This is a genomic window from Streptosporangium vulgare, from assembly GCF_042428775.1.
Classification (GTDB): Bacteria; Actinomycetota; Actinomycetes; order Streptosporangiales; family Streptosporangiaceae; genus Streptosporangium; species Streptosporangium vulgare.
Window position 1 is genome coordinate 209740 of record NZ_JBHMBS010000008.1, and the last position, 18654, is coordinate 228393.

17 protein-coding genes are annotated in these 18654 nt (G+C 71.3%); 8 read left to right on the forward strand and 9 right to left on the reverse strand.

Features of this window, described 5'->3' with window-relative positions:
* Nucleotides 1-52: 52 nt before the first annotated feature.
* Nucleotides 53-1075, reverse strand: coding sequence for a glycosyltransferase family 4 protein (locus ACFFRH_RS19050; protein WP_344743461.1), 1023 nt, complete (start codon nucleotides 1073-1075; stop codon nucleotides 53-55).
* Nucleotides 1076-1121: 46 nt separating this feature from the next.
* The gene (locus ACFFRH_RS19055; protein ID WP_344743462.1) at nucleotides 1122-1373 is read right to left on the reverse strand and encodes a hypothetical protein; all 252 of its coding nucleotides are present in this window, start codon (nucleotides 1371-1373) and stop codon (nucleotides 1122-1124) included.
* Nucleotides 1374-2250: 877 nt separating this feature from the next.
* On the opposite strand from ACFFRH_RS19055, the gene ACFFRH_RS19060 reads away from it, so the two are divergent.
* The 5 genes from ACFFRH_RS19060 to ACFFRH_RS19080 all read left to right on the forward strand — a co-directional run bounded on the left by ACFFRH_RS19060 (nucleotide 2251) and on the right by ACFFRH_RS19080 (nucleotide 8053).
* Nucleotides 2251-3438, forward strand: coding sequence for an esterase-like activity of phytase family protein (locus tag ACFFRH_RS19060; RefSeq protein ID WP_344743463.1), 1188 nt, complete (start codon nucleotides 2251-2253; stop codon nucleotides 3436-3438).
* A gap of 283 nt (nucleotides 3439-3721) precedes the next feature.
* Nucleotides 3722-4516 carry a MerR family transcriptional regulator gene (locus tag ACFFRH_RS19065; protein ID WP_344743464.1) on the forward strand — a complete coding sequence of 265 codons (795 nt, stop codon included), beginning with the start codon at nucleotides 3722-3724 and terminating at the stop codon, nucleotides 4514-4516.
* 805 nt (nucleotides 4517-5321) lie between these two features.
* Nucleotides 5322-5957, forward strand: coding sequence for a GOLPH3/VPS74 family protein (locus ACFFRH_RS19070; protein WP_344743466.1), 636 nt, complete (start codon nucleotides 5322-5324; stop codon nucleotides 5955-5957).
* Between the two features lie 33 nt (nucleotides 5958-5990).
* Nucleotides 5991-7463, forward strand: coding sequence for an APC family permease (locus ACFFRH_RS19075; protein WP_344743467.1), 1473 nt, complete (start codon nucleotides 5991-5993; stop codon nucleotides 7461-7463).
* Nucleotides 7460-8053 (forward strand): GNAT family N-acetyltransferase, encoded by a 594-nt coding sequence (locus ACFFRH_RS19080; protein ID WP_344743468.1) that lies wholly within the window; start codon nucleotides 7460-7462, stop codon nucleotides 8051-8053. The genes ACFFRH_RS19075 and ACFFRH_RS19080 overlap by 4 nt, the downstream gene beginning before the upstream one ends.
* 138 nt (nucleotides 8054-8191) lie before the next feature.
* Here the strand turns inward: ACFFRH_RS19080 and ACFFRH_RS19085 are convergent, their stop codons facing one another.
* Both ACFFRH_RS19085 and ACFFRH_RS19090 read right to left on the reverse strand, forming a co-directional pair.
* Nucleotides 8192-9151, reverse strand: coding sequence for an anti-sigma factor RsbA family regulatory protein (locus tag ACFFRH_RS19085; RefSeq protein WP_344743469.1), 960 nt, complete (start codon nucleotides 9149-9151; stop codon nucleotides 8192-8194).
* Nucleotides 9148-10017 carry an MEDS and STAS domain-containing protein gene (locus tag ACFFRH_RS19090; RefSeq protein ID WP_386158246.1) on the reverse strand — a complete coding sequence of 290 codons (870 nt, stop codon included), beginning with the start codon at nucleotides 10015-10017 and terminating at the stop codon, nucleotides 9148-9150. The genes ACFFRH_RS19085 and ACFFRH_RS19090 overlap by 4 nt, the downstream gene beginning before the upstream one ends.
* 277 nt (nucleotides 10018-10294) lie before the next feature.
* Here ACFFRH_RS19090 and ACFFRH_RS19095 point away from each other — a divergent pair, with 277 nt between their 5' ends.
* Nucleotides 10295-10687 (forward strand): STAS domain-containing protein, encoded by a 393-nt coding sequence (locus ACFFRH_RS19095; RefSeq protein WP_344743471.1) that lies wholly within the window; start codon nucleotides 10295-10297, stop codon nucleotides 10685-10687.
* Between the two features lie 698 nt (nucleotides 10688-11385).
* Complete coding sequence (locus ACFFRH_RS19100; protein ID WP_344743472.1) at nucleotides 11386-11709, forward strand: helix-turn-helix domain-containing protein; 324 nt, start codon at nucleotides 11386-11388, stop codon at nucleotides 11707-11709.
* A gap of 20 nt (nucleotides 11710-11729) precedes the next feature.
* On the opposite strand, the gene ACFFRH_RS19105 is transcribed toward ACFFRH_RS19100, so the two are convergent.
* From ACFFRH_RS19105 to ACFFRH_RS19120, 4 genes are all read right to left on the reverse strand, one after another.
* The gene (locus ACFFRH_RS19105; protein WP_344743473.1) at nucleotides 11730-12803 is read right to left on the reverse strand and encodes a lytic transglycosylase domain-containing protein; all 1074 of its coding nucleotides are present in this window, start codon (nucleotides 12801-12803) and stop codon (nucleotides 11730-11732) included.
* 254 nt (nucleotides 12804-13057) lie between these two features.
* Complete coding sequence (locus tag ACFFRH_RS19110) at nucleotides 13058-13444, reverse strand: nuclear transport factor 2 family protein (RefSeq protein ID WP_344743474.1); 387 nt, start codon at nucleotides 13442-13444, stop codon at nucleotides 13058-13060.
* A gap of 81 nt (nucleotides 13445-13525) precedes the next feature.
* On the reverse strand, nucleotides 13526-14527 hold the full coding sequence (locus tag ACFFRH_RS19115; RefSeq protein ID WP_344743475.1) for a hypothetical protein: 1002 nt from the start codon (nucleotides 14525-14527) through the stop codon (nucleotides 13526-13528).
* Entirely contained in the window at nucleotides 14524-15255 is a 732-nt protein-coding gene (locus ACFFRH_RS19120; protein ID WP_344743476.1) for an SDR family NAD(P)-dependent oxidoreductase, read from the reverse strand. Before ACFFRH_RS19120 ends, ACFFRH_RS19115 begins: the two co-directional genes overlap by 4 nt.
* Before the next feature lie 199 nt (nucleotides 15256-15454).
* On the opposite strand from ACFFRH_RS19120, the gene ACFFRH_RS19125 reads away from it, so the two are divergent.
* Entirely contained in the window at nucleotides 15455-16318 is an 864-nt protein-coding gene (locus ACFFRH_RS19125) for a helix-turn-helix domain-containing protein (protein ID WP_344743477.1), read from the forward strand.
* A 149-nt stretch (nucleotides 16319-16467) separates the two neighbouring features.
* Here ACFFRH_RS19125 and ACFFRH_RS19130 read toward each other — a convergent pair whose 3' ends face one another.
* Nucleotides 16468-18636, reverse strand: coding sequence for an alpha-galactosidase (locus ACFFRH_RS19130; RefSeq protein WP_386158252.1), 2169 nt, complete (start codon nucleotides 18634-18636; stop codon nucleotides 16468-16470).
* Nucleotides 18637-18654: the final 18 nt, after the last annotated feature.

An 18654-nucleotide genomic window follows, 5' to 3' on the forward strand; every position in this document is an offset into this window, starting at 1 on the left:
GCGACCCCGCAGAGGATCGCGGGGGCTACGTCACTCCGACAGTATCAGGGCATTACGCTCGGTCCACTATGTCGCGGTAGATGCGTAAATAACTGGTCACCATTCTCTCCACACCGAATCTGCGTTCGGCCTGGGCGCGGCAACCCGCCCGGTCGATCGCGCCGACCCGCGAAACGGCGGAGACGGCCTCCTCGACGGTGTCCACCAGAAAACCCGTCACGCCCGGATCCACGACCTCGGCCATCGACCCGCGCCGGTAGGCGATCACGGGGGTGCCGCAGGCCATCGACTCGACCACCGACAGGCCGAAGGGCTCGTCGAACGCGATGGGGTGCAGCAGGGCCGCGCTCCCGCCGAGGATCTCGGCGCGCCGCCCGGGGCCGACCGAGCCGAGGAACCTGACCCGCTCGCCGTCGACGTGCGGGGCGACCAGCTCCTCGAAGTACCGCTGGTCCTGGACGATCCCGCAGACGGTCAGCGGCAGCCCGGCCCGCCGCGCGATCTCGATCGCGGTGTGGGTGCCCTTGTCGGGATGGATCCGGCCGAAGACGACCAGCCCCCGGCCGCCGTCCGGGTCGAAGGGCAGGAGCCCGAGGTCGATGCCGTGGTGGACCGTGGCGACGTAGTCGAGCTCGGGGGAGCGGTCGGCGTCGGAGATGGAGACGTAGGCCGATCGGGCACGGGCGTAGGCGGGCAGGATCCCCGCCCCGGAGAACCCGTGGACCGTGGTGAGCAGCGGGGCGCGGCAGTGGTCCGCGAAGGCGAGGGGCAGCCAGTCGAGGTGGCTGTGCACGAGGTCGAACTCGGCGGAACGCCCCAGCGCGTGCGCGACGTGCATCGCCTCCCACACCCGCCCGTCGAGGGACGGATCCTCGGCGTACCCGGTGGGACAGACCCCGTCGAGCGTCCCCGAGGTGATCGAGTCGAGGGTGGCGAAGAGCGTCACGTCGACGCCCCTGGCGGTGAGTCCCTCGGCGAGCAGGCCGGTGACCTGCTCCCACGGCCCGTAGTGACGCGGCGGCGTACGCCAGGCGACCGGTCCCAGCAGGGCCACCTTCAGCGGAGCCGCCTTCACCGGTCACCGGAGCCGGCGCGTACCCGTTTCCGGCCCTCTCGCAACCTCACAGATTCACCCCTCTGCCGGACTGGTAAGGACAGAGCCAGGCAAAAACTACGCTGCCGAAATTCACCAGCATGGTGTGAGGTGTCCGACCGGCCGTTTCGGTGACCTGGAGCCTGACCACCGCTCCGTCCCGCATCCAGCCCGCCACCTCGTCCTCGGTGGGCTCGTGTCCGTGCAGGCGCAGCATCAGGTCGTGGGGCTGCCCGGATATTCGCAGGTGCAACTCGCACGCGGGCTCGGTGTCCGCCATGTTTCGCCGTCCAGATGTCCATATGGAAGTAGACCCGGCGGAATTGTCGGCGTCCTTTCGAGCGTACCCCTCGCGTCGAAGATCACCCCGGACGGGCGGACACCCGCCACGCCCGTCCAACCAGCAGCCCCGGCCCCTGACCTGCCCTGATCTGCCGCCGTCCGCTCGCCACCGCCCGGCTCCGCCCGGTCCCGGCCCGGCCCTCGATCCCCCATCGTCCGGCTCCAGGCCGGGTCCAGGCCGGGTCCTGACCGGCCATCGGCCGATCGCCTGGTCAGGCGCCGCCTCCGAGGTTCGGAACCGGGGCAAACCGGGACAAGTCTTGACGAGAAGGCCGGTGGGGCAGACCCGCCACGGCGTGCCGCATTCGTGTACGCGTTACCGCGATCGAGAAATGAACCCCGTAAAAGGATTGTGTGCGTCAGGGGGACATCTCCGCGCCATTCCGCGTCATTCAGGGTCGATCACCAGCCAATCCGGTGCGATTCGCGCGCCCTGTGCGATTCACGCGCCGGGAGAACAGCGCGAACCGTCGCCGTATGGATGCGCGCCGTCTTGGCCGCTTCCGGACGACGGACGTGGCGTCACGAGCGCCGCCGGACGGTCGCGAGCACCACCGCATATCCGTGCGTGTACGTGTTCCGCGTGCGAGCCGCCCGTACGGCGCTGTCCTCGGCGTCCTTGCCCGCATGTTTTGAAGGGTCTTGCCCCGATCGCCGATTTGGTGATGGAAATGCATGACAAATGGCTTGTTCTGTCCTGTCATTGAGTGGCCAATGGGCATTGAATTGTTGATTCTCGTGGAAATTTTTCGCAATCCGCGGTCTCATATTCCAGCCAGTTCTTTCGGGATCATTACTGGGAAGAGGAGAGTCATATGACCAATTCGCGAAGAATCACGGCACTCGCTGCCGCGCTCGCGACGGCGGTCAGCCTCGGGGCCGCCGGTGCGCAGGCGTCGGCGACGGCCGCGGAGTCCTCGGTGGTGGCCGCGCCTCCGGCGCAGGAGCTCCGGATCACCCGCTTCCTCGGCGAGCAGCGCCTACCGCACAGGATGCGTTTCCGGGGGACCACCGTCGGGGGCCTCTCGGGTCTCGACCGTGACCCCCGCACCGGCACCTGGTACCTCATATCCGACGACCGCTGGCGCTACAACCCGGCCCGTTTCTACACCGGCCGTTTCGACATCCACCCAGTCACCGGAGCGTTCACCAGGGTGAGCCTCACCGGGGTCACCACCCTGCGGCGCCCCGGCGGGAGCCCCTACCCGGCCTATGGTCAGCCCAGGTCGGCCGATCCCGAGTCGATCCGTTACGACCGGTGGAGCCGCAGGCTGCTGTGGGCCAACGAGGGCGACCGGCCGGACGCCGAGAACCCCAGCATCCCGGTGTCCGACCTGTCCGTCCGCTGGACCAGCGCCGAGGGCCGCCACCTCGGGGAGCTCGCCGTTCCCCGCAACCTGAAGATGACCGCCACCACCAGCGGCCCCCGCCGCAACTTCGGGTTCGAGGGGCTGACCTTCACGGAGCGGGGCATCGCGGCCGTCACGGAGGGCCCGCGATACGAGGACGGCGCGCTGCCGACCGTGAGCCAGGGCGCCACGGCCCGCATCACCGTGTGGGGCCGCGACGGCCGCCCGCGCGGGCAGTACGCCTACCCGATCGACAAGCTCCCGGCGGCGCCGATCCCGGCGAACGGCAAGTCCGACAGCGGGGTCTCGGAGATCCTGGCGATCGACGACAACCGCTACCTCGCCCTTGAGCGCTCCTGGATCGAGGGCGTCAACTACAAGGCCAAGCTGTACGAGATCGACCTGCGCGGCGCCACGAACGTGCTGACCCGCGACAGCCTGACCGCCGGACGCCCGTACCGCCCGGTTTCCAAGCGTCTCGTCTCCGATTTCAGCACGGTGCCGCAGCCGTTGCAGAACCTGGAGAGCCTCGCCTGGGGGCCGCGCCTGCGTAACGGCGAGTGCACGCTGGTGGTCGGCTCCGACGACAACTTCGCCGGCAACGAGGCCACCCAGTTCCTGGCCTTCGCCGCCCGAGGCTGTGGCGGCCGTTGAGATAGCACCGGACGGCCGGTGCCGCCGCTGACCACGAGGTGACGGCGGCCCGGCCGAGCGAGAACCCCGGCGTGGCCGGGACCCGTGACACGGGTCCCGGCCACGTCCGCTGTCCGGCCGCCCCCCGCCAGGGGAAACGCGGCGATCCGGCACCCGGCCGGGTGCCCGCTCTCCCGGCGGGACGGGAGCCGGCGGGTCTCCGTCCCCCGCGGCCCGTGGGGGATCGAAAGACGGCGGCGGGTCCGGCGGCCCTTCCCTCGGCGGGAGCCCTCATGCTGATGACGTGAACGAGGAACACCTGCCGATCGGGCGGTTCGCACGGTTGTGCCGGCTCAGCGTCAAACAGCTGCGCCACTACGACGAGCTGGGCCTGCTGACCCCGGCCCGCGTCGATCCGGACACCGGCTACCGCTACTACCGGCCCGACCAGGCACGCGCCGCGATGCTGATCGGCCTGCTGCGCTCGCTCGACGTACCCCTTCCCTCCATCGGACGGGTGCTGTCCGGCGAGGCGGGCGTGCTCGGCGGCGTGCGCGACCGCATGGAGGCCGACCTGGCGCGCCGCGAGCGCAACTTCGCCGCGCTCGAACGCATTCTGTCCGAGGGCCTGCCCCGGCCGGAGGTGACGGTCGTCCGCGAGCCCGCCCGGCGGGTGGCCGTCGTACGCGACACCGCGCCCCAGGATCGGATCGGCCCGGTCACCTCGGCGTGCGTGGCCCGGTTGCTCGCGGCGGCGGGCGCGCCGGACGGGCTGCTGGTCGGCCTGTTCCCGCTCGACATGGCGGAGGAGGTGGCCGTGGCCGTCGCGCTGGAGACGTCCGAGGACGTCCCGGGGACCTTCGCGGACGTCCTGCCGGGTGGCCGGTACGCGTCGGCGACCCATGTCGGGGCGTACGACCAGATCCCTCTCACCGTGCACGCGTTGCTCGCCTGGGCGGGCGAGCGCGGGTACACGCCGCACGGCCCGCTGCGCGAGGTGTACGTCTCCAACCCCGCCACCACGCCACAGGACCGGCTGGTGACACATCTGATGGTCAAACTGGAGGGCCCCGAACAACCGGTGTTCGGCCGCCGGTGATCCCGGGGGTCGGGTTCGGCCCCGCGCGCTCTCTCGGTGGGACGAGGTGTGCGAGGCCGCGGGCATCCGGCCGCCGCCGCCCGGGTACGGCTCGTCACCTCACCGAGGGCCTCCGCGCACGGGGTTCGCGTATGGGCTCCGCGTATGGGGTCCGCGACGCGGGCTCCGCGTCGCGGACCGTGCGCGGAGAACCCCGGAACCCTCGTCCGGACGGACACGCGGACGCGGGACGCCGGACTCGTTCACGACTCCACGACTCCACGACTCCACGACTCCGTGAATTCGTGGCCCGGCGACTCCGTGACCCCGTGACGGCCCGTGCCATGAGGTCTACCTGGCCGAGGTGCGGGAGACCGGCCCGGGGAAGAGGGGGCATACCCCTCCGGCCCGCCCGTGTGGCCTGAGCCGCCCTCTGCCACCGTGACCTGAACCGCCCACTACCACCCCCGCAGGGAACACGGAAGCCGTCACGGTATTACGCCGGTCCTAAAATGCCTAAAGTGTCTGCATAAAAGTCCCGTGAAGATTCGTCGGGATTGTTGGATTTCCGCTTTCCGGAGCCGCCTGACCGGGGTTGTTCCGGTCGCGGAGATCTCCGTCCGGACACCTCCCGACGCCTGACTGCGGATGGCCAAAAATAAGTAAATTTCTGGATTCGTCGGGATCTTCGTAGCTTCACCGGTATGGCTATGGGTTTTCGGCTACCTGTCCGATTCTTCGATTCTCGTCGGACTCATCAGGTTCGGCGCTAGAACTTTGTTCGCATAATGACAAATTTAATGATTTAGCTATACGATCGCCGTTCGTGGTTGGAGTTGATCTTTCAGGAACCCGATTGGCCAACGACCTGTTCTTTGTCATGCATGACAACGCGACCGGCCGGATGAGGCTTCACGCCCGTCTGACCGGTCTTGGGCTGGCCGCCGCCGTACTGGGAGAACTGATGCTCGCCGGGCGGATAACCGTGGGATCGGCGGCGGGTCAGATCCGGCTCGTCGTCCTCGACGCGGCGCCGCCCCAGGACGCGCTCACCCGGACCGCCCTGGGGCACATCGTCGCCGAACCCTCGCACCGCTTCCGTACCTGGCTGCAGTTCCTCGCCCGTACGGCGATCACCGACGTGGCGGACCGGATGACCGCGGAGGGGCTGCTGCGCCCGCCAGGCAGGCGCCCGTCGCGGAGGCGGACACCGGTCGACGTGAACATCGCGGGATGGCCCGTAGGACGCGTCAACCTGGCGATCCAGCGCCGTGAACCACTCAACGTCCAGGACGGTGTCCTGCTGGGACTGCTCGTCGCGACCGGCGGCAACCAGCTCGTCCTGTGGGAGCAGAACCCGGCGTACCTCTCCGGCACGGTCGCCGCCCTCCCGGCGCCGCTCCAGGAACTGATCGCCCAGACCGAAGCCGCCGTCGGCGACGCCGTCATCACCCGCCGGTGAGCCCACCCCCCCTCATCCCAAGGAGTCCCCCCGATGTCCGTGACAGAGCAGAGAGCCGGCGCGGTCTCCGCCGCGCTGGCCCAGGACCGCCTTGGCGTGCCCTCCGTGGTCTTCTTCGTCATCTCGGCGGCGGCGCCGCTCACCGTCATCGGCGGCTCGGTGACCGCCGCCTACGCCGCGACCGGCGTGACCGGCGTGCCGCTCGCCTTCATCCTGCTCGGCGCCATCCTGGGCCTGTTCGCCGTCGGCTACGTGACGATGGCCCGTCACGTCGTCAATGCCGGGGCGTTCTACGCGTACACCGCGAAAGGGCTCGGCAGGCCGGTGGGGGTGGCGACCGCGTGGGTCGCGTTGCTGGCCTACAACGCGCTCCAGGTGGGTCTCTACGGCATGATCGGCGCGGCCGCCCAGCCGCTGATCGCCGACTGGTTCGGCAGCTCCCCGCCCTGGTGGGTCATCGGCCTGGTCGCCTGGGTGCTGACCGGGGCGCTCGGCCTCATGCGGGTCGACGTGAACGGGAAGGTCCTGTCGGTCCTGCTGCTGACGGAGATAGCCGTCGTCGTCCTGTTCGACATCGCGGACCTGGTCAACCCGTCGGCCTCCGGCTACAGCCTCGACGTCTTCGACCCGTCGAACCTCTTCGTCCCCGGGATCGGAGCGGTGGTCGCGATCTGCATCGCGTCCTTCGCGGGCTTCGAGTCGTCGGTGGTCTTCTCCGAGGAGACCAAGGACCCCAGGCGCACCGTGCCGATCGCGACCTACGTCGCGCTCGCCGTCATCTCCGGGCTCTACGCCCTCTCGTCCTGGGCGATGACCGTGCCGATCGGCTCGGGCAAGATCGTCGATGCCTCGCGCGAGCAGAGTTCGAACCTCCTGTTCAACCTGGCCGGGCAGCACCTGGGGGCGACCATCGCCACCATCGGCTCCCTCCTCTTCGTGACGAGCCTCTTCGCCGCGCTGATCGCCTTCCACAACACGATCTCCCGCTACGTCTTCGCCCTCGGCAGGGAAAGGGTCCTGCCCGAGACCTTCGGCCGCACCTCCCCCCGGACCGGCGCCCCGGTCAACGGCTCGGTGGCGCAGAGTGTCATCGGGCTGGTCACGATCGTCATTTACGCGTTCTTCGACCTGGACCCGGTCATCCAGCTGTTCTTCACCGTCGGGTCGTTCGGCGGCCTGGGACTGCTCATGATGCTGGCGGCCACCTCGGTCTCCGTGCTGGTCTTCTTCTCCAAGAACCCCCACCAGGAGAACGCCTGGCGGACCCGGATCGCCCCGGTCATCTCCTCCGTCCTGCTGTTCGTCGTCATCGTGCTCGTCCTGCTCAACTTCGACACCGTGCTCGGCGTGGCCCCCGACTCCCCGCTCCGCTGGATCATGCCCGCCATCTACTTCGTCGCCGCGGGGTTCGGCGTCATGTGGGGACTCGCCCTGCGGGCCAGGCGGCCGAAGGTGTACGCCAACATCGGGCTGGGCGCCCAGGCGGCCGTTGGCGGGAACGAATGACCGAGATCATTCGCATCCAGAACGCTCCCGGAGCCGCCGAGACCATCGGCGCGATCATCGCCACCTCCTTCCACGAGCAGGAGGTCTCGGCCTGGATGATCCCGCCGGACGAGGACCGCCGCCGGGTGATGCCCCCCTTCTTCTCCATGCTCAGCGAGGGCGCCCTCACCCACGGGGAGGTCCACGCGACGGCCGACATGTCCGCCGTGGCCGTGTGGTACCACAAGGGCGTCGAGCCGCTTCCCGAGGTCCCCGACCGGGCCGCCCGGGTGGAGGCGTTCGCCGGTCCCCACGCGGAGCGCATCGAGCAGATGGGCGAGGAGATGGACAGGCGCCATCCCGACGAGCCGCACCACTACCTGGCGTTCCTCGCCGTGCTCCCGGGACACCAGGGACGGAAGACGGGGACCCGGCTGCTGGAGGGATACCACCGCCGGCTCGACGAGGAGGGCATACCCGCGTACCTGGAGGCCAGCAGCACCCGCAGCCGCAGGCTCTATCTGCGGCACGGCTACCGGGACCTCGGCGACCCGCTGGACCTGCCCGGCGGCCCGCCGATGTATCCGATGTGGCGCCCGCCGAACCCCTGATCCCCTGACGCCCTCGGTCCGGGAACGCCGGACCGGGGGCGGGCGCGGGCCCGGCGCCGTCGGCGTCGTCCGGCCGGATCGGGCACCTGGTCCCGGGAGGCCCGAGCAGGCGCCTGCTCCCGGGAGGCCCGATCGAGGTCAGGCGCGGGTCAGGTGCAGACGGACCTGGGTGCCGGGCAGGCCGGTGCGGATCTCCACCAGGTCGCAGACCTGGCGGACCACCCACATCCCGTGGCCGCGAGGACCGGTGAGGCGGGGCGGCAGGTAGCCGGGGAACGGGGCGTCCATGTGCCCGGGGTCGGTGACGTCGCAGCGGACGATCGGGCCGTCGGTCCACAGCCGGATCTCGCCGTGCCCGCCACCGTGCTCGACGGCGTTGGTGACGACCTCGTTGACGGCGAGCAGGAGCCGTTCGAGCTGCTCGCCCGGCAGGCCGGACGTGACGGCCCACGCGCTCACCCGCTGCCGAGTCCGGGCCAGGTCGGCGTCGAACCGGACGGTCACCTCGGCCCCGGCGGGTGGCGGCGGCAGGGGACGGTGGTCGGCGGCGTGGGTGAAGGCCGCCGGGTCGCCGTACTCCCGGCTCGCCCGCGAGTCGCCGTCGACCAGCAGGTCCGGATGGGTGCGGCGGGCGTCGGCGACGATGCGCCCGGGCAGCGTCCGCGTGTCGTAGGGGCAGACGATCCAGGCCGGGCTGCCGGCGAAGGCGACGTTGAGCATCGCCTCGTACCGTGTCCACTCCGCCTCCTGCCGCTCGTCGCGGCCGTGCCAGACGGGCTCGCCGATGACGCGGATCCGCCGGTGGGCGGGCGAGTAGGTGTCGACGTAGGAGTTGTAGGCGGCCAGTGTCCGGCCCGGCGTGTCGTACCACCCCCGCGCGTCGACGAACTCCACCCGGTCCGCCGCACCGCCCAGAGCGGCTCTCAGCAGCTCGATGTTCGCCTTGGTGGTCACCGCGAGAACCCTGTCGTCCCGCGCCAGGCCGTCGAGGCAGAAGGCGGTGGTGACGGAGAGGAACGCCTGGTCGGTGTCGTACACCAGTGCCTGGTGGATCAGCTCGGGCGCCGCGTCGGCGGGCCGGACGGTGATGCCGCTCATGCGGGGATGGCCTCCGGGTCGATTATCAGGCCGGGTGTTCGGTCCCAGCCGACCAAACGGACGACCTCGCCCAGCATGGGGGCCAGGTTCAGGATCAGGAGGCGCCGTCCCCGGGGGAGACCGGCGGCCGCCTGTGCCAGGTCGCGCAGGCCCGCCACGTCGATGAACTCCAGGCCGGCCATGTCCAGGCGCACGTCCGCGCTCGAATCGGCGTCCAGGATGTCGCGCAGCACCGTGGTGTTCCTGTGGTCGATGGTGCCGATCACCCGCAGCACCGGGCCGCCGACGGCGTCGAAGGACGGGATGACACAGAGCTGGCCGTCGTGGAACAGGGCGTTCATCCGCACGTCGTCCGAGTGGCTGCCGGCCAGCGCGTCGAGCCGGTCGGCGGGGAACAGGCGCGTGTCGTACTGGCAGATCGCCGCCGACAGCCCCTCGGCGAACAGGGCGGTGACGCGGCGTTCGTAGCGCTCAAGCTGCTCGGCGCCCGGTACGTCGCGCAGTGCCCAGCTCATCTCCCCGCTCACCCGGAACCCGGTGAACCCGGCGTCCAGGCTGGCCTCGGTCTCGCGCCGCAGCGTGGTGATCATCGCGTCGGCGTCGAACCGGCCCGAGGTCAGGTAGCCGTCGTCGCTGGAGACGACGTCGAGCCGGCCCGCCCGCATCGCCGAGGTCACGTCGATCCCCGCGTCCTCCAGCCAGTGACGTACCCGTTCGGGTGCCGGGCCGTCGGTGAAGTACAGCACCCGCTCCCGGCGTTCCAGGCCGGCGGAGACGAAGGCGGAGGCCACCTCGCGCTGCTCGTCCTCGTGCGAGAACGCCAGACACAGGTGATCGCCCAGCTTCACGTCCTTGACATGGCGCATCACTTCACCCATCACCAGCTCGTCAGGGAAAGGGGATATTTCGGATATTTCGTAGTCCTTGCCGCGTAAGCCTATACAGCCCGCTCCCGCCCGGAGCGGACCCGTCGCCGTCGAGCCGGCCGCACCCGCCGTCGTCGCACTCGTCGTCGCGCCCGCCGTCGCATCGGTCGCCGCATCGGTCGGCGGATCCGTGTTTGATTCGTGAGAAGCGGTATCGCCGCCCGTTATCGGGGTATCGCGGGGGTCCGCCAACGGTACGCGGCCAGGGAGGGCTGAGGTGGATCGTCACAAGCAGGCGTTGTGGGTGCGGGTGACCCATCGCGGGCACTGCAGCGTGCTGGAGGTGGGCGGGCACCTGGACTTCATCACCGCCCCCGCGCTCACCAGGCATGTCAACGAGGTCTGGGAACTGAGCGCCGGTCCCCGCCTGGTGCTGGAGCTGTCGCAGCTGACCTTCTACGACTCCACCGCCCTGGGGGTCCTGGCCGGCACCCGGCAGCGCATCCAGGACACCGCCACCGGCCGGCTCCTGTTCGCGGGCGTCCCGGACGGCCTGCGGCACCTGCTGCGACGCACCGGCCTGCTGCCCCGCTTCGAGCTGCGCGACGACACCGAAGAGGCTGTCGCCGAGTTGCTCCCCTCGGAGGGAGAGTCGCCTCCCTCGGGGTGAGGCGCCACTCCTGTCTTCGCGAGGATGGAAAACCTGTAGTGGCCGATGTAGACATTCGTGCTGAGCGGGGGTATGGTTTCTGACATCGCAAGGAACGGATCCACGAGGGCAGGCATCACGAGGAGCTGCCCGGACGAGCGTGGACAGCGCAGGACGACGTGGAAAGACGGGCAGAAGGTCGGACGTGCCAGGGCCGAGCAGGTGAAGGGTCCCGGCCGTGGACGCGCTGCCACAGCGGTAACGGTGAAGGAAACGCGACGTCGGACGTGCCGGGGCCAGCGCAGCTGAAGGGTCCTGACCGTGGACGCGCGGTCGTTGCACATGAGATCGAAGAAGTACGCACAGCGAAGGGAGTGTTGAACGCCATCAGGATCGCCCGTTGTCGGCTGATGTTCCGCCGCACGGGTACCGCAGTCCCACGGAATGGAAGGTGGTCTACGGTCACGCATACGCGATCCCCGCATCCCCGTCCCATCGGACGGCCAATGCGGAAGAGACAGATCGGCCCCCAGGGCCGATAGATGGTGTTGAACCTCGCGGGCCCCGGCGCTTCAAGGCGCCGGGGCCCCTGTTGGCATTACAGGAAGGCTGTATGGATCAAGCGCCGATGACGGCGGCCGTCCGCGTCGAGCCCAGGCTCCGCGACACCGCCGGTGAGACTGGGACGGCCCGCCGGGTCACCACCGCGGGGAGGGCCGATGGGCTCGGGTGACATCTCCGGTGACCGGCTCGACGACGAGGACTACCCCGCCTACAGCATGGGCCGGGCCGCCGAGATGCTCGGCGTCACCCCGGCGTTCCTGCGCAACCTGGGCACCGCCAGGCTGATCGAGCCGCAGCGATCCGAGGGCGGCCACCGCCGTTACTCGCGCTACCAGCTCCGCCTGGCCGCCCGCGCCCGCGAGCTGGTCGACCAGGGCACCGCCCTGGAGGCCGCCTGCCGCATCATCATCCTGGAAGACCAGCTCGCCGAGGCCCTGCGCATCAACACCGAACTCCAGCGGAGCCGCGACCGCCAGTGAGGACCCCGCCGGGCGTGGGGTCAGGGGCCGGTGAGGCGCCGGTCCCCACGGGTGGTGACCACGAACACCTGCCAGTTGTAGTACGCGTAGTAGTTCCTGATGTCCCGCTTGATCTGGCGGGCGTGCAGCAGCACCGCGTCGACGTACGCGTAGGAGTGGTTGTAGGCGTACAGCGCGCGCCGGTAGTCGCGCGGCGCCCCCGACGCGCGCAGATAGTTGGCGGCGGCGAGCAGGGAGTCGCGGGTGTCCTGGATGTCACCGCCCATCCCGTACGCGGCCCAGGTTCGCGGCATGAACTGCATGGGCCCCTTGGCGCCGGTGTGGCTCGGTGACCGCACCCGGCCGAACTTGGTCTCGACGAACATCACCGCCGCCAGCACCTCCCAGTCGACGCCGAACTTCCGCTCGGCGTACCGGAAGTGGCCGAGCAGGAAGTCGGCGGGCTTGGCCGGCTGGACGCGGAACTTCACCGCCCCGCTGAGGGGCCGGACGAGGGAGCGCAGGCCCCGGCCCGCCGTCACATTGTCCCTCGCCTGCCCGGCCAGGGCCTTCGGCAGTCTGGCGTAGGTGCGGGAGGCGACCTTCGGGTTGAGGACCAGGTAGCGGTAGATGCGCTGCTGGTGCAGGGCCAGCAGCACCACCGGCTCGGGGGGCTGCCCCTTGGCGGGGTCGCCCTCGCGTCTCCAGTCGTCGATGGCGCGCCGGAGCTCCGCGGTGGTGGTGGTCAGGGAGCGGGCCAGCCGCGCCGGGTCGGTGGGGATCGCCACGTCCGGGTCGGGCAGAGCGGGTGCCGCCCGGCCCGCCGGGCTCTGCCCCGCGGATTCCGCCGCCGACGGCGATGCCGTCTTCGGGGTGTCAGGGGTGTCAGGGGTGTTCTGGGTGTTCTGGGTGTTCGGGGTGGGAGCCGCAGGCGCGGCGTCCTGTGCGGTACCGATTCGCGAGGCGGCGCTTTGCGGGACGACGCTTTGCGAGGTGGCGCAGCCGGAGATCGCGACGACCATGCCGATGAGCGAGGCGACCAGCGGCCTCCCGCGCGACCGGCCCGCGCGCATGCCCCGCGACCTGCTCTCCGAGGCGTCCGAGGCGTTTGACACTTCCGAGGCGTTCAGGGCGTTCGAAGCGTCTGGGGCGTTCATGATGTCCAAGACGTCTGAGGCCCCCGCGGGCGTCGTCCGCCCGCCCGGCCGGCGGCCACGCTCCGGCCCTGAAACCTGCGCGCGCTGATCGTTCATCGGCCCCAACGTACCCGAGCGGCGGCCTCCCGGATCGCTTTCTCGAACTTCCCTATTTCTCGAATTTCGTGAATTTCCCGAACAAACGGGACTCGTCGCGGGAGACGCCGCGGTCGTCAGGCCGGGCCGGCGTGGGCGGCCAGGACCCGCCAGCCGTACTCGTTCGTGTGCACCCAGGTCCGGGTGTAGCGCATCCGTCCCGCGAACGGCTCCCCGGCGAACGTGCCCTCCAGCGTGCCGAGGAAGCAGGTGACACCCGTGCTGCCCTCGACGATCACGGTGAGGTCCTCCTGGACGAGTTTTGTCATGATCTGGGTTCGCGAGCGATGGTTGTGTAGATCGAGCTGCTTGGCTCCCGGATGGCACCCGCCGTCCGGCGGTCCGGTGAAGACGAGCTGCTCGTCGAGCAGCCGGTCCAGCATCTCGACGTCCCCGGAGAGCTGTGCCGCCTGCAGACGCTGCTCGGCCTCGTGCAGCGCGTCGATGAGGGTACGGTCGGCCATCAGGGTCCTTTCCGGAGAAGACGTTCGAGAGCCTAGGCGAACATCGGGCGAGAGCGGGCTGTCCGGCATACGGCCGGGCGGTCAGCCGTCGCTCATCCGTTCCGCCGCCAGCACCAGCCGCCACGTCAGCTCCCCGGAGGCCGGGACCACCGCGGCGTCCCCCGGCCCCGCTTCCGCCAGGTCGAAGACCGCGCCGAGCATCGGCTCCACGCCGATGCTGCGGTACGGCGCGTGGGCGGGGAATCCGCCCAGGTTGCGCCACAGCGCGGTGGACACCGGCACCCCCTCGGGCGCCTCCACGCGCAGATGGAGGACGTCGGGGCCGTCCACCACCCGGACCGCGGCGCACCGGAGCACCGCTCCGGCCGCGGTGCCGTCACACGGTCCGAACCGGCCGAGCGGCAGGCCCAGCGGTGCCGGCCAGCGGCCCTCCAGGTAGGGGACGCCGGAGGGCCAGGGGTGGGCGAGCATCCCGGCCGCCTCGGGAAAGACCCTGGTGGCGGTCTCCGCGGGAGCGATGAGCCGGGCGTCGTCGCCGAGGTCGAGCAGGGCGTGGGCGGCCCAGACGAACGCGTACCCGGGGTCGGCCGACAGACGGTATTCGGCGACCACCGCCCCGGCCTCCTCGGTGACCGCGCGCCGCAGCTCGAAACCGTCCCCCCGCACGAAGCCCTCGCCCGCCGACCCGCTCCAGGGGCGGCTCCACACGTCGCCGTGGTCGGGCAGGCCGCGCACCGTGGGAAGGCACTCCTCCAGACCGCCCACGTCGACGAAGTCCACGCCGGGGAGCACGCCCTCCCGGGCGGGGTCGGGGCGTGACCACAGCCACTCACGGCCACCGCCGGCCAGCGACGTCCACCTGCCGCCGCGCCCGAGGTCGAGATGGGGACGCAGCGGGACCGGGACCACCCGGCTCCGGCCGGTTCGATCGTCCAGCTCTCCCGCTCGCTCCCGGCCGTTCACGCGGAGTCCTTCGTCGCTCTGGTCGTTCGCGTGGATTTCTTCGTCGTTCTGGTCGGCCGTGCCGAGTCCTGCATCGCCCTGGCCGGTCACACGGAGTCCCTCACCACCCCTGCCGTTCACGCGGAGTCCTTCACCGCGCTCCAGCCGCCGTCCACGACCAGGCACGCCCCGGTGACGTACGAGCTCTCCTCGCAGGCGAGGAAGGTCACCGCGGCCGCCACCTCCTCGGGCCTGCCGAAGCGCGCCGCGGCGGTGCCGGCCGCGCTGCGGCGGCGGTCCTCCTCGCCGATGCCGTCCCAGGCGGGGGTGAGGATCGGCCCGGGGAGCACGGTGTTGACCCGCACCTCGGGGCCGTACTCCACGGCCAGCTGGCGGCCGAGCGACACCAGGCCGCCCTTGGCCGCGGCGTAGGCGGGGTGCGCGGGCAGGCCCGCCAGGGCGTGCACGGAGGAGCTGAGCACGATGGTGCCCCGGGTCTCCCGCAGGAGCCCGACGCACGCGTGGACCGCCAGGTACGCCGCCGTGAGGTTGACCGCGATCTGCCGGTCCCAGTCGGCCTCGGCCAGTTCGTGGGCGGGAGCCCGCGTCACCACGCTGGCGTTGCCGTGCAGCACGTCGAGCCGCCCGAACTCGCTCCGCGCCGTGTCCGCGATCCGCCGCCAGGTGCGGGCGTCGGCCACGTCGCCGGTGATCGCGAGCACTCCGGGCCGGTCGGCGCCCTGCCCGGCCAGGTCGACCGCGATCACACGCGCGCCCTCGGCCAGGAAGCGGTCCACCACCGCGGCGCCGATCCCGGAGGCCGCGCCGGTCACCACGGCCACCTTCCCGGACAGCAATCCCCGTCCCATGATCTACATCCCCCAGATGGTGTGGAGCCCGCCCGCCGGACGGTCTCCACGATCGGCCGGGCACGCGAGTCGTCGTTCGTCGCGGACCGGTCACGCCGTCGTTCACTGCGGACCAGTCAACACGCGGCGACCGGCCGCGAGGAATGTTCATTACGCGGCACTGCCTGGACGATCCGATGATGTGTGCCATACTGCTCCCGTGCCGATCCAGGAGGGGTTCCTCAACCAGCGGCTCACCGTCGTGCCGCGCCGCGTCGTCGCCGAGGCGCACGCCCGCCCGGTGACCAGGCGCCTCATGGTCACCGACTGCGGTTACTATCCCAAGGCGGCAGACCACCTGATGACGAGGCCGAACGGCACCGAGGAGACCGTCCTCATCCTGTGCACGGCCGGCACCGGATGGGCGAACGTCGGCGGCGCGCAGCACCGCGTCGGGTCGAACGCGGCCCTGGTGATCCCGCGCGGCACCCCGCACTCCTACGGCGCGTCCGCCGACAACCCCTGGACGATCTGGTGGTGTCACCTGCGTGGCAGCGACCTGGCCGAGCTCGTCGAGGAGATCGGCGCGAGCGCGTCCAGGCCGGTGATCCCCATCCGGCGCCTCGACCGGGCGGTCGCGCTGCTGGACGAGATCGTCACCATCCTCGAACGCGACCACTCACCGGCGAGCCGGATGGGAGCGGCCGGCGCGGCGTGGAAGCTCCTCACGCAGATCGTCGTCGACCGCGCCATGCCGGCGCCCGGTGACCCCCTGCAGCGGGCGATGGCCTACCTCGCCGAGCGGCTGGACAGCACGGTCCGGGTCGCCGACCTGGCGTCGCTGGTCGGCGTCTCGCCCTCCCATCTGAGCGCGATGTTCCGCCACGCGACCGGGGGCGGGGTGCTCGCGCACCACACGGCCCTGCGGATGGCGCAGGCGCGCAACCTGCTCGACACGACGGACGCGACCGTCGCCACCATCGCCCGCGAGGTCGGCTACCCCGACCCGTTCTACTTCTCCCGCCACTTCAAGCGGATGCACGAGGCCAGTCCCACCGAATACCGCAACCGCGCCAAGGGCTGAGCCCGGGGCGTTCTCCAGCGGCCCGCGGGCCCGGCCACGCGGCCCGGCTCACGACGCCGTCACGGGCCCGGGAGGCGAGACGTCCGTCGCCCCGGTCACGGCGTCAACGGTCGTGGCCCCGGTTGCGACATCGACAGCCGTCGCCCCGGTCACGGCGTCGCCGTCCGGCTCACGACGCGGATCAGCACCGAGCGGTCGACGTCCAGCGACGGCGCCTCGACACCGACGAGCCGCAGCACCCGTCCGGGCAGGGTCACCCCGTCGCGCTGCCACGGCGGGAGCACGGCGCCGGGCGCGGGCGTGGGCGGGGAGCCCGGGTGAACGGCCTCGACGGTGTAGGTCCGTTCGTCGTCGAGCCCGGGGAACCGGACGCGCCCCGGCGGCCAGGTCGACGGGCGCTCGACGACGCTGAACGCGTACAGCGCCTCGCTCCGGTCGCCCGCCACGACCCCCTGGAGGCGCAGCGCCGCGTCGGCGAGGTCGGCGTGCACGACCTCCCCCGAGTGCAGCAGCGCCCGGTGCTCCTTGTGGAACGCGATCCATCTCGCGAGCGCGGCGCGGGTCTCGTCGTCCATGCCGAGCAGGTCGACCTCGACGCCGAGGTGCCCCCACAGGGCCTTCTCCGCGCGGTAGTCGAGCGGATGCGTGCGGTGGGTCGTGTGCGTCTCCTCGGCGGCGATGTGCGTGCCCTGCATCTCCGGAGGCACCAGCAGCCCGGTCCAGCGCTGGATCTCCAGCCGCTCGTGCGGGTCGTTGCAGTCGCTCGGCCAGACCCGGTCGGCGTACTCCAGCACGCCGAGGTCGACGCGGCCGCCGCCGCTGGCGCACGACTCGATCTCCAGCCCCGGGTGGGCGGCCTTGAGCTCCGCCATCAGCCGGTACGCCTGCCGGACCTGGTCGCGCACCCCCGGCCGCCCGTCGGGGCCGTGCCCGGCGTCGAGCAGGTACCGGTTGTGGTCCCACTTGACGTAGGCGATGCCGAGCGAGCCGATCAGGGCGCTCATCCGCTCCAGGACATGGGCGTACGCGCCGGGATGGCCGAGGTCGAGGACATGCTGGTGGCGGGAGGGCAGCCCGGGGCCGTGTCCCGCGTCGAAGATCCATTCCGGGTGCTCGCGGGCCAGCTCGGAGTCGAGGTTCACCATCTCCGGCTCGAACCAGAGCCCGAACTCCATGCCGGCCTCGCGCACGCGGGCGACGAGCGGTTCGAGGCCGTCCGGCCAGACGGCCGGGTCGACCGTCCAGTCGCCCAGCGAGGTCGTGTCGTCCCTGCGGCCGAGGAACCAGCCGTCGTCCAGCACGAACCGCTCGGCGCCGATCTCCGCCCCGCGCTCGGCGAGCGCGGCCAGGGTCGCGAGGTCGTGCCGGAAGTAGACGGCCTCCCAGGTGTTCAGCACGACGGGCCGGGGCGAACGAGGGTGCTCGGGACGCGACCGCAGGTACCGGTGGAACCGCGAGGCGAGGTCGTCCAGCCCCACCCCCCACGAGCCGTACTGCCACGGGCTCAGGTACGACTCTCCTCGCCCGAGCACCACCTCGTCCGCGAGCAGCGCCTCTCCCGCCGCGAGGTGCCTGGTGCCCGCCGGTGTCCGCTCGGCGGCGAGCACCTGGTTGCCGCTCCAGGCGAGGTGGGTCGCCCACACCGTCCCGTGCCGGAACCCGAACCCCTCCTCACCGGCGACGAGCAGCATCGTGTGTTCGAGCCCCGGCTTGCCGCCCCGCGAGGCCCGGACCCACTCCCCGACGTGGAACGGGCGACGCTGCGGCACGCGTTCGAGCGCCCAGCGGCCGGTCAGGTCGAGGACCTCCGAGGCGTCCGACGGCACGGGGAGGGCCATCTCCAGGCCGCCGACGCGGTACGGCGTCCCGGCGTCGTTGGTGATCCGGGCCCGCTGCCGTACGAGGCCACCGGCGGCGAGGACCTGGATCTCGACGTCGGCGGTGAGCCCGTACTCCGGGTCGTGCGCCGTGCCGCGCAGCACCGGGCCGCCGTCGGCCTCGCCGTCGAGGTGGTACGTCGCGTCCCGGAACTTCGCCGCCCAGCGGCGGCCGTCGCTGTCGCCGACGAGCCCCGGGCGCCCGAGCCAGCCCTCCGCCAGCTGGGGGAGCACCGGGACGGGCTGCGGATAGGTGACCGCGCTGTCGCCGATGGCCGGGAGCGCGGCCAGGCGCAGGTCCGCCAGGGTGTCGTCTCCCAGCGGGCCGAGGTCCGCTCCCCAGTGCAGGACGCGCGGGAGCCGTCCGCCGTCGACGGCGACGACGAGGCTGGTGCCTCCCGCGCGCAGGTGTACCGGTACGTCGTTCGTGGTGTCGTTCACTTTATGATCTTTACCCAT

Coding starts and splice junctions, on each gene's coding strand:
- ACFFRH_RS19055 (WP_344743462.1), bottom strand. CDS start 1,373: ATGGCGGACACCGAGCCCGCGTGCGAGTTGCACCTGCGAATATCCGGG.
- ACFFRH_RS19060 (WP_344743463.1), top strand. CDS start 2,251: ATGACCAATTCGCGAAGAATCACGGCACTCGCTGCCGCGCTCGCGACG.
- ACFFRH_RS19075 (WP_344743467.1), top strand. CDS start 5,991: ATGTCCGTGACAGAGCAGAGAGCCGGCGCGGTCTCCGCCGCGCTGGCC.
- ACFFRH_RS19080 (WP_344743468.1), top strand. CDS start 7,460: ATGACCGAGATCATTCGCATCCAGAACGCTCCCGGAGCCGCCGAGACC.
- ACFFRH_RS19085 (WP_344743469.1), bottom strand. CDS start 9,151: ATGAGCGGCATCACCGTCCGGCCCGCCGACGCGGCGCCCGAGCTGATC.
- ACFFRH_RS19090 (WP_386158246.1), bottom strand. CDS start 10,017: ATGCGCCATGTCAAGGACGTGAAGCTGGGCGATCACCTGTGTCTGGCG.
- ACFFRH_RS19100 (WP_344743472.1), top strand. CDS start 11,386: ATGGGCTCGGGTGACATCTCCGGTGACCGGCTCGACGACGAGGACTAC.
- ACFFRH_RS19110 (WP_344743474.1), bottom strand. CDS start 13,444: ATGGCCGACCGTACCCTCATCGACGCGCTGCACGAGGCCGAGCAGCGT.
- ACFFRH_RS19120 (WP_344743476.1), bottom strand. CDS start 15,255: ATGGGACGGGGATTGCTGTCCGGGAAGGTGGCCGTGGTGACCGGCGCG.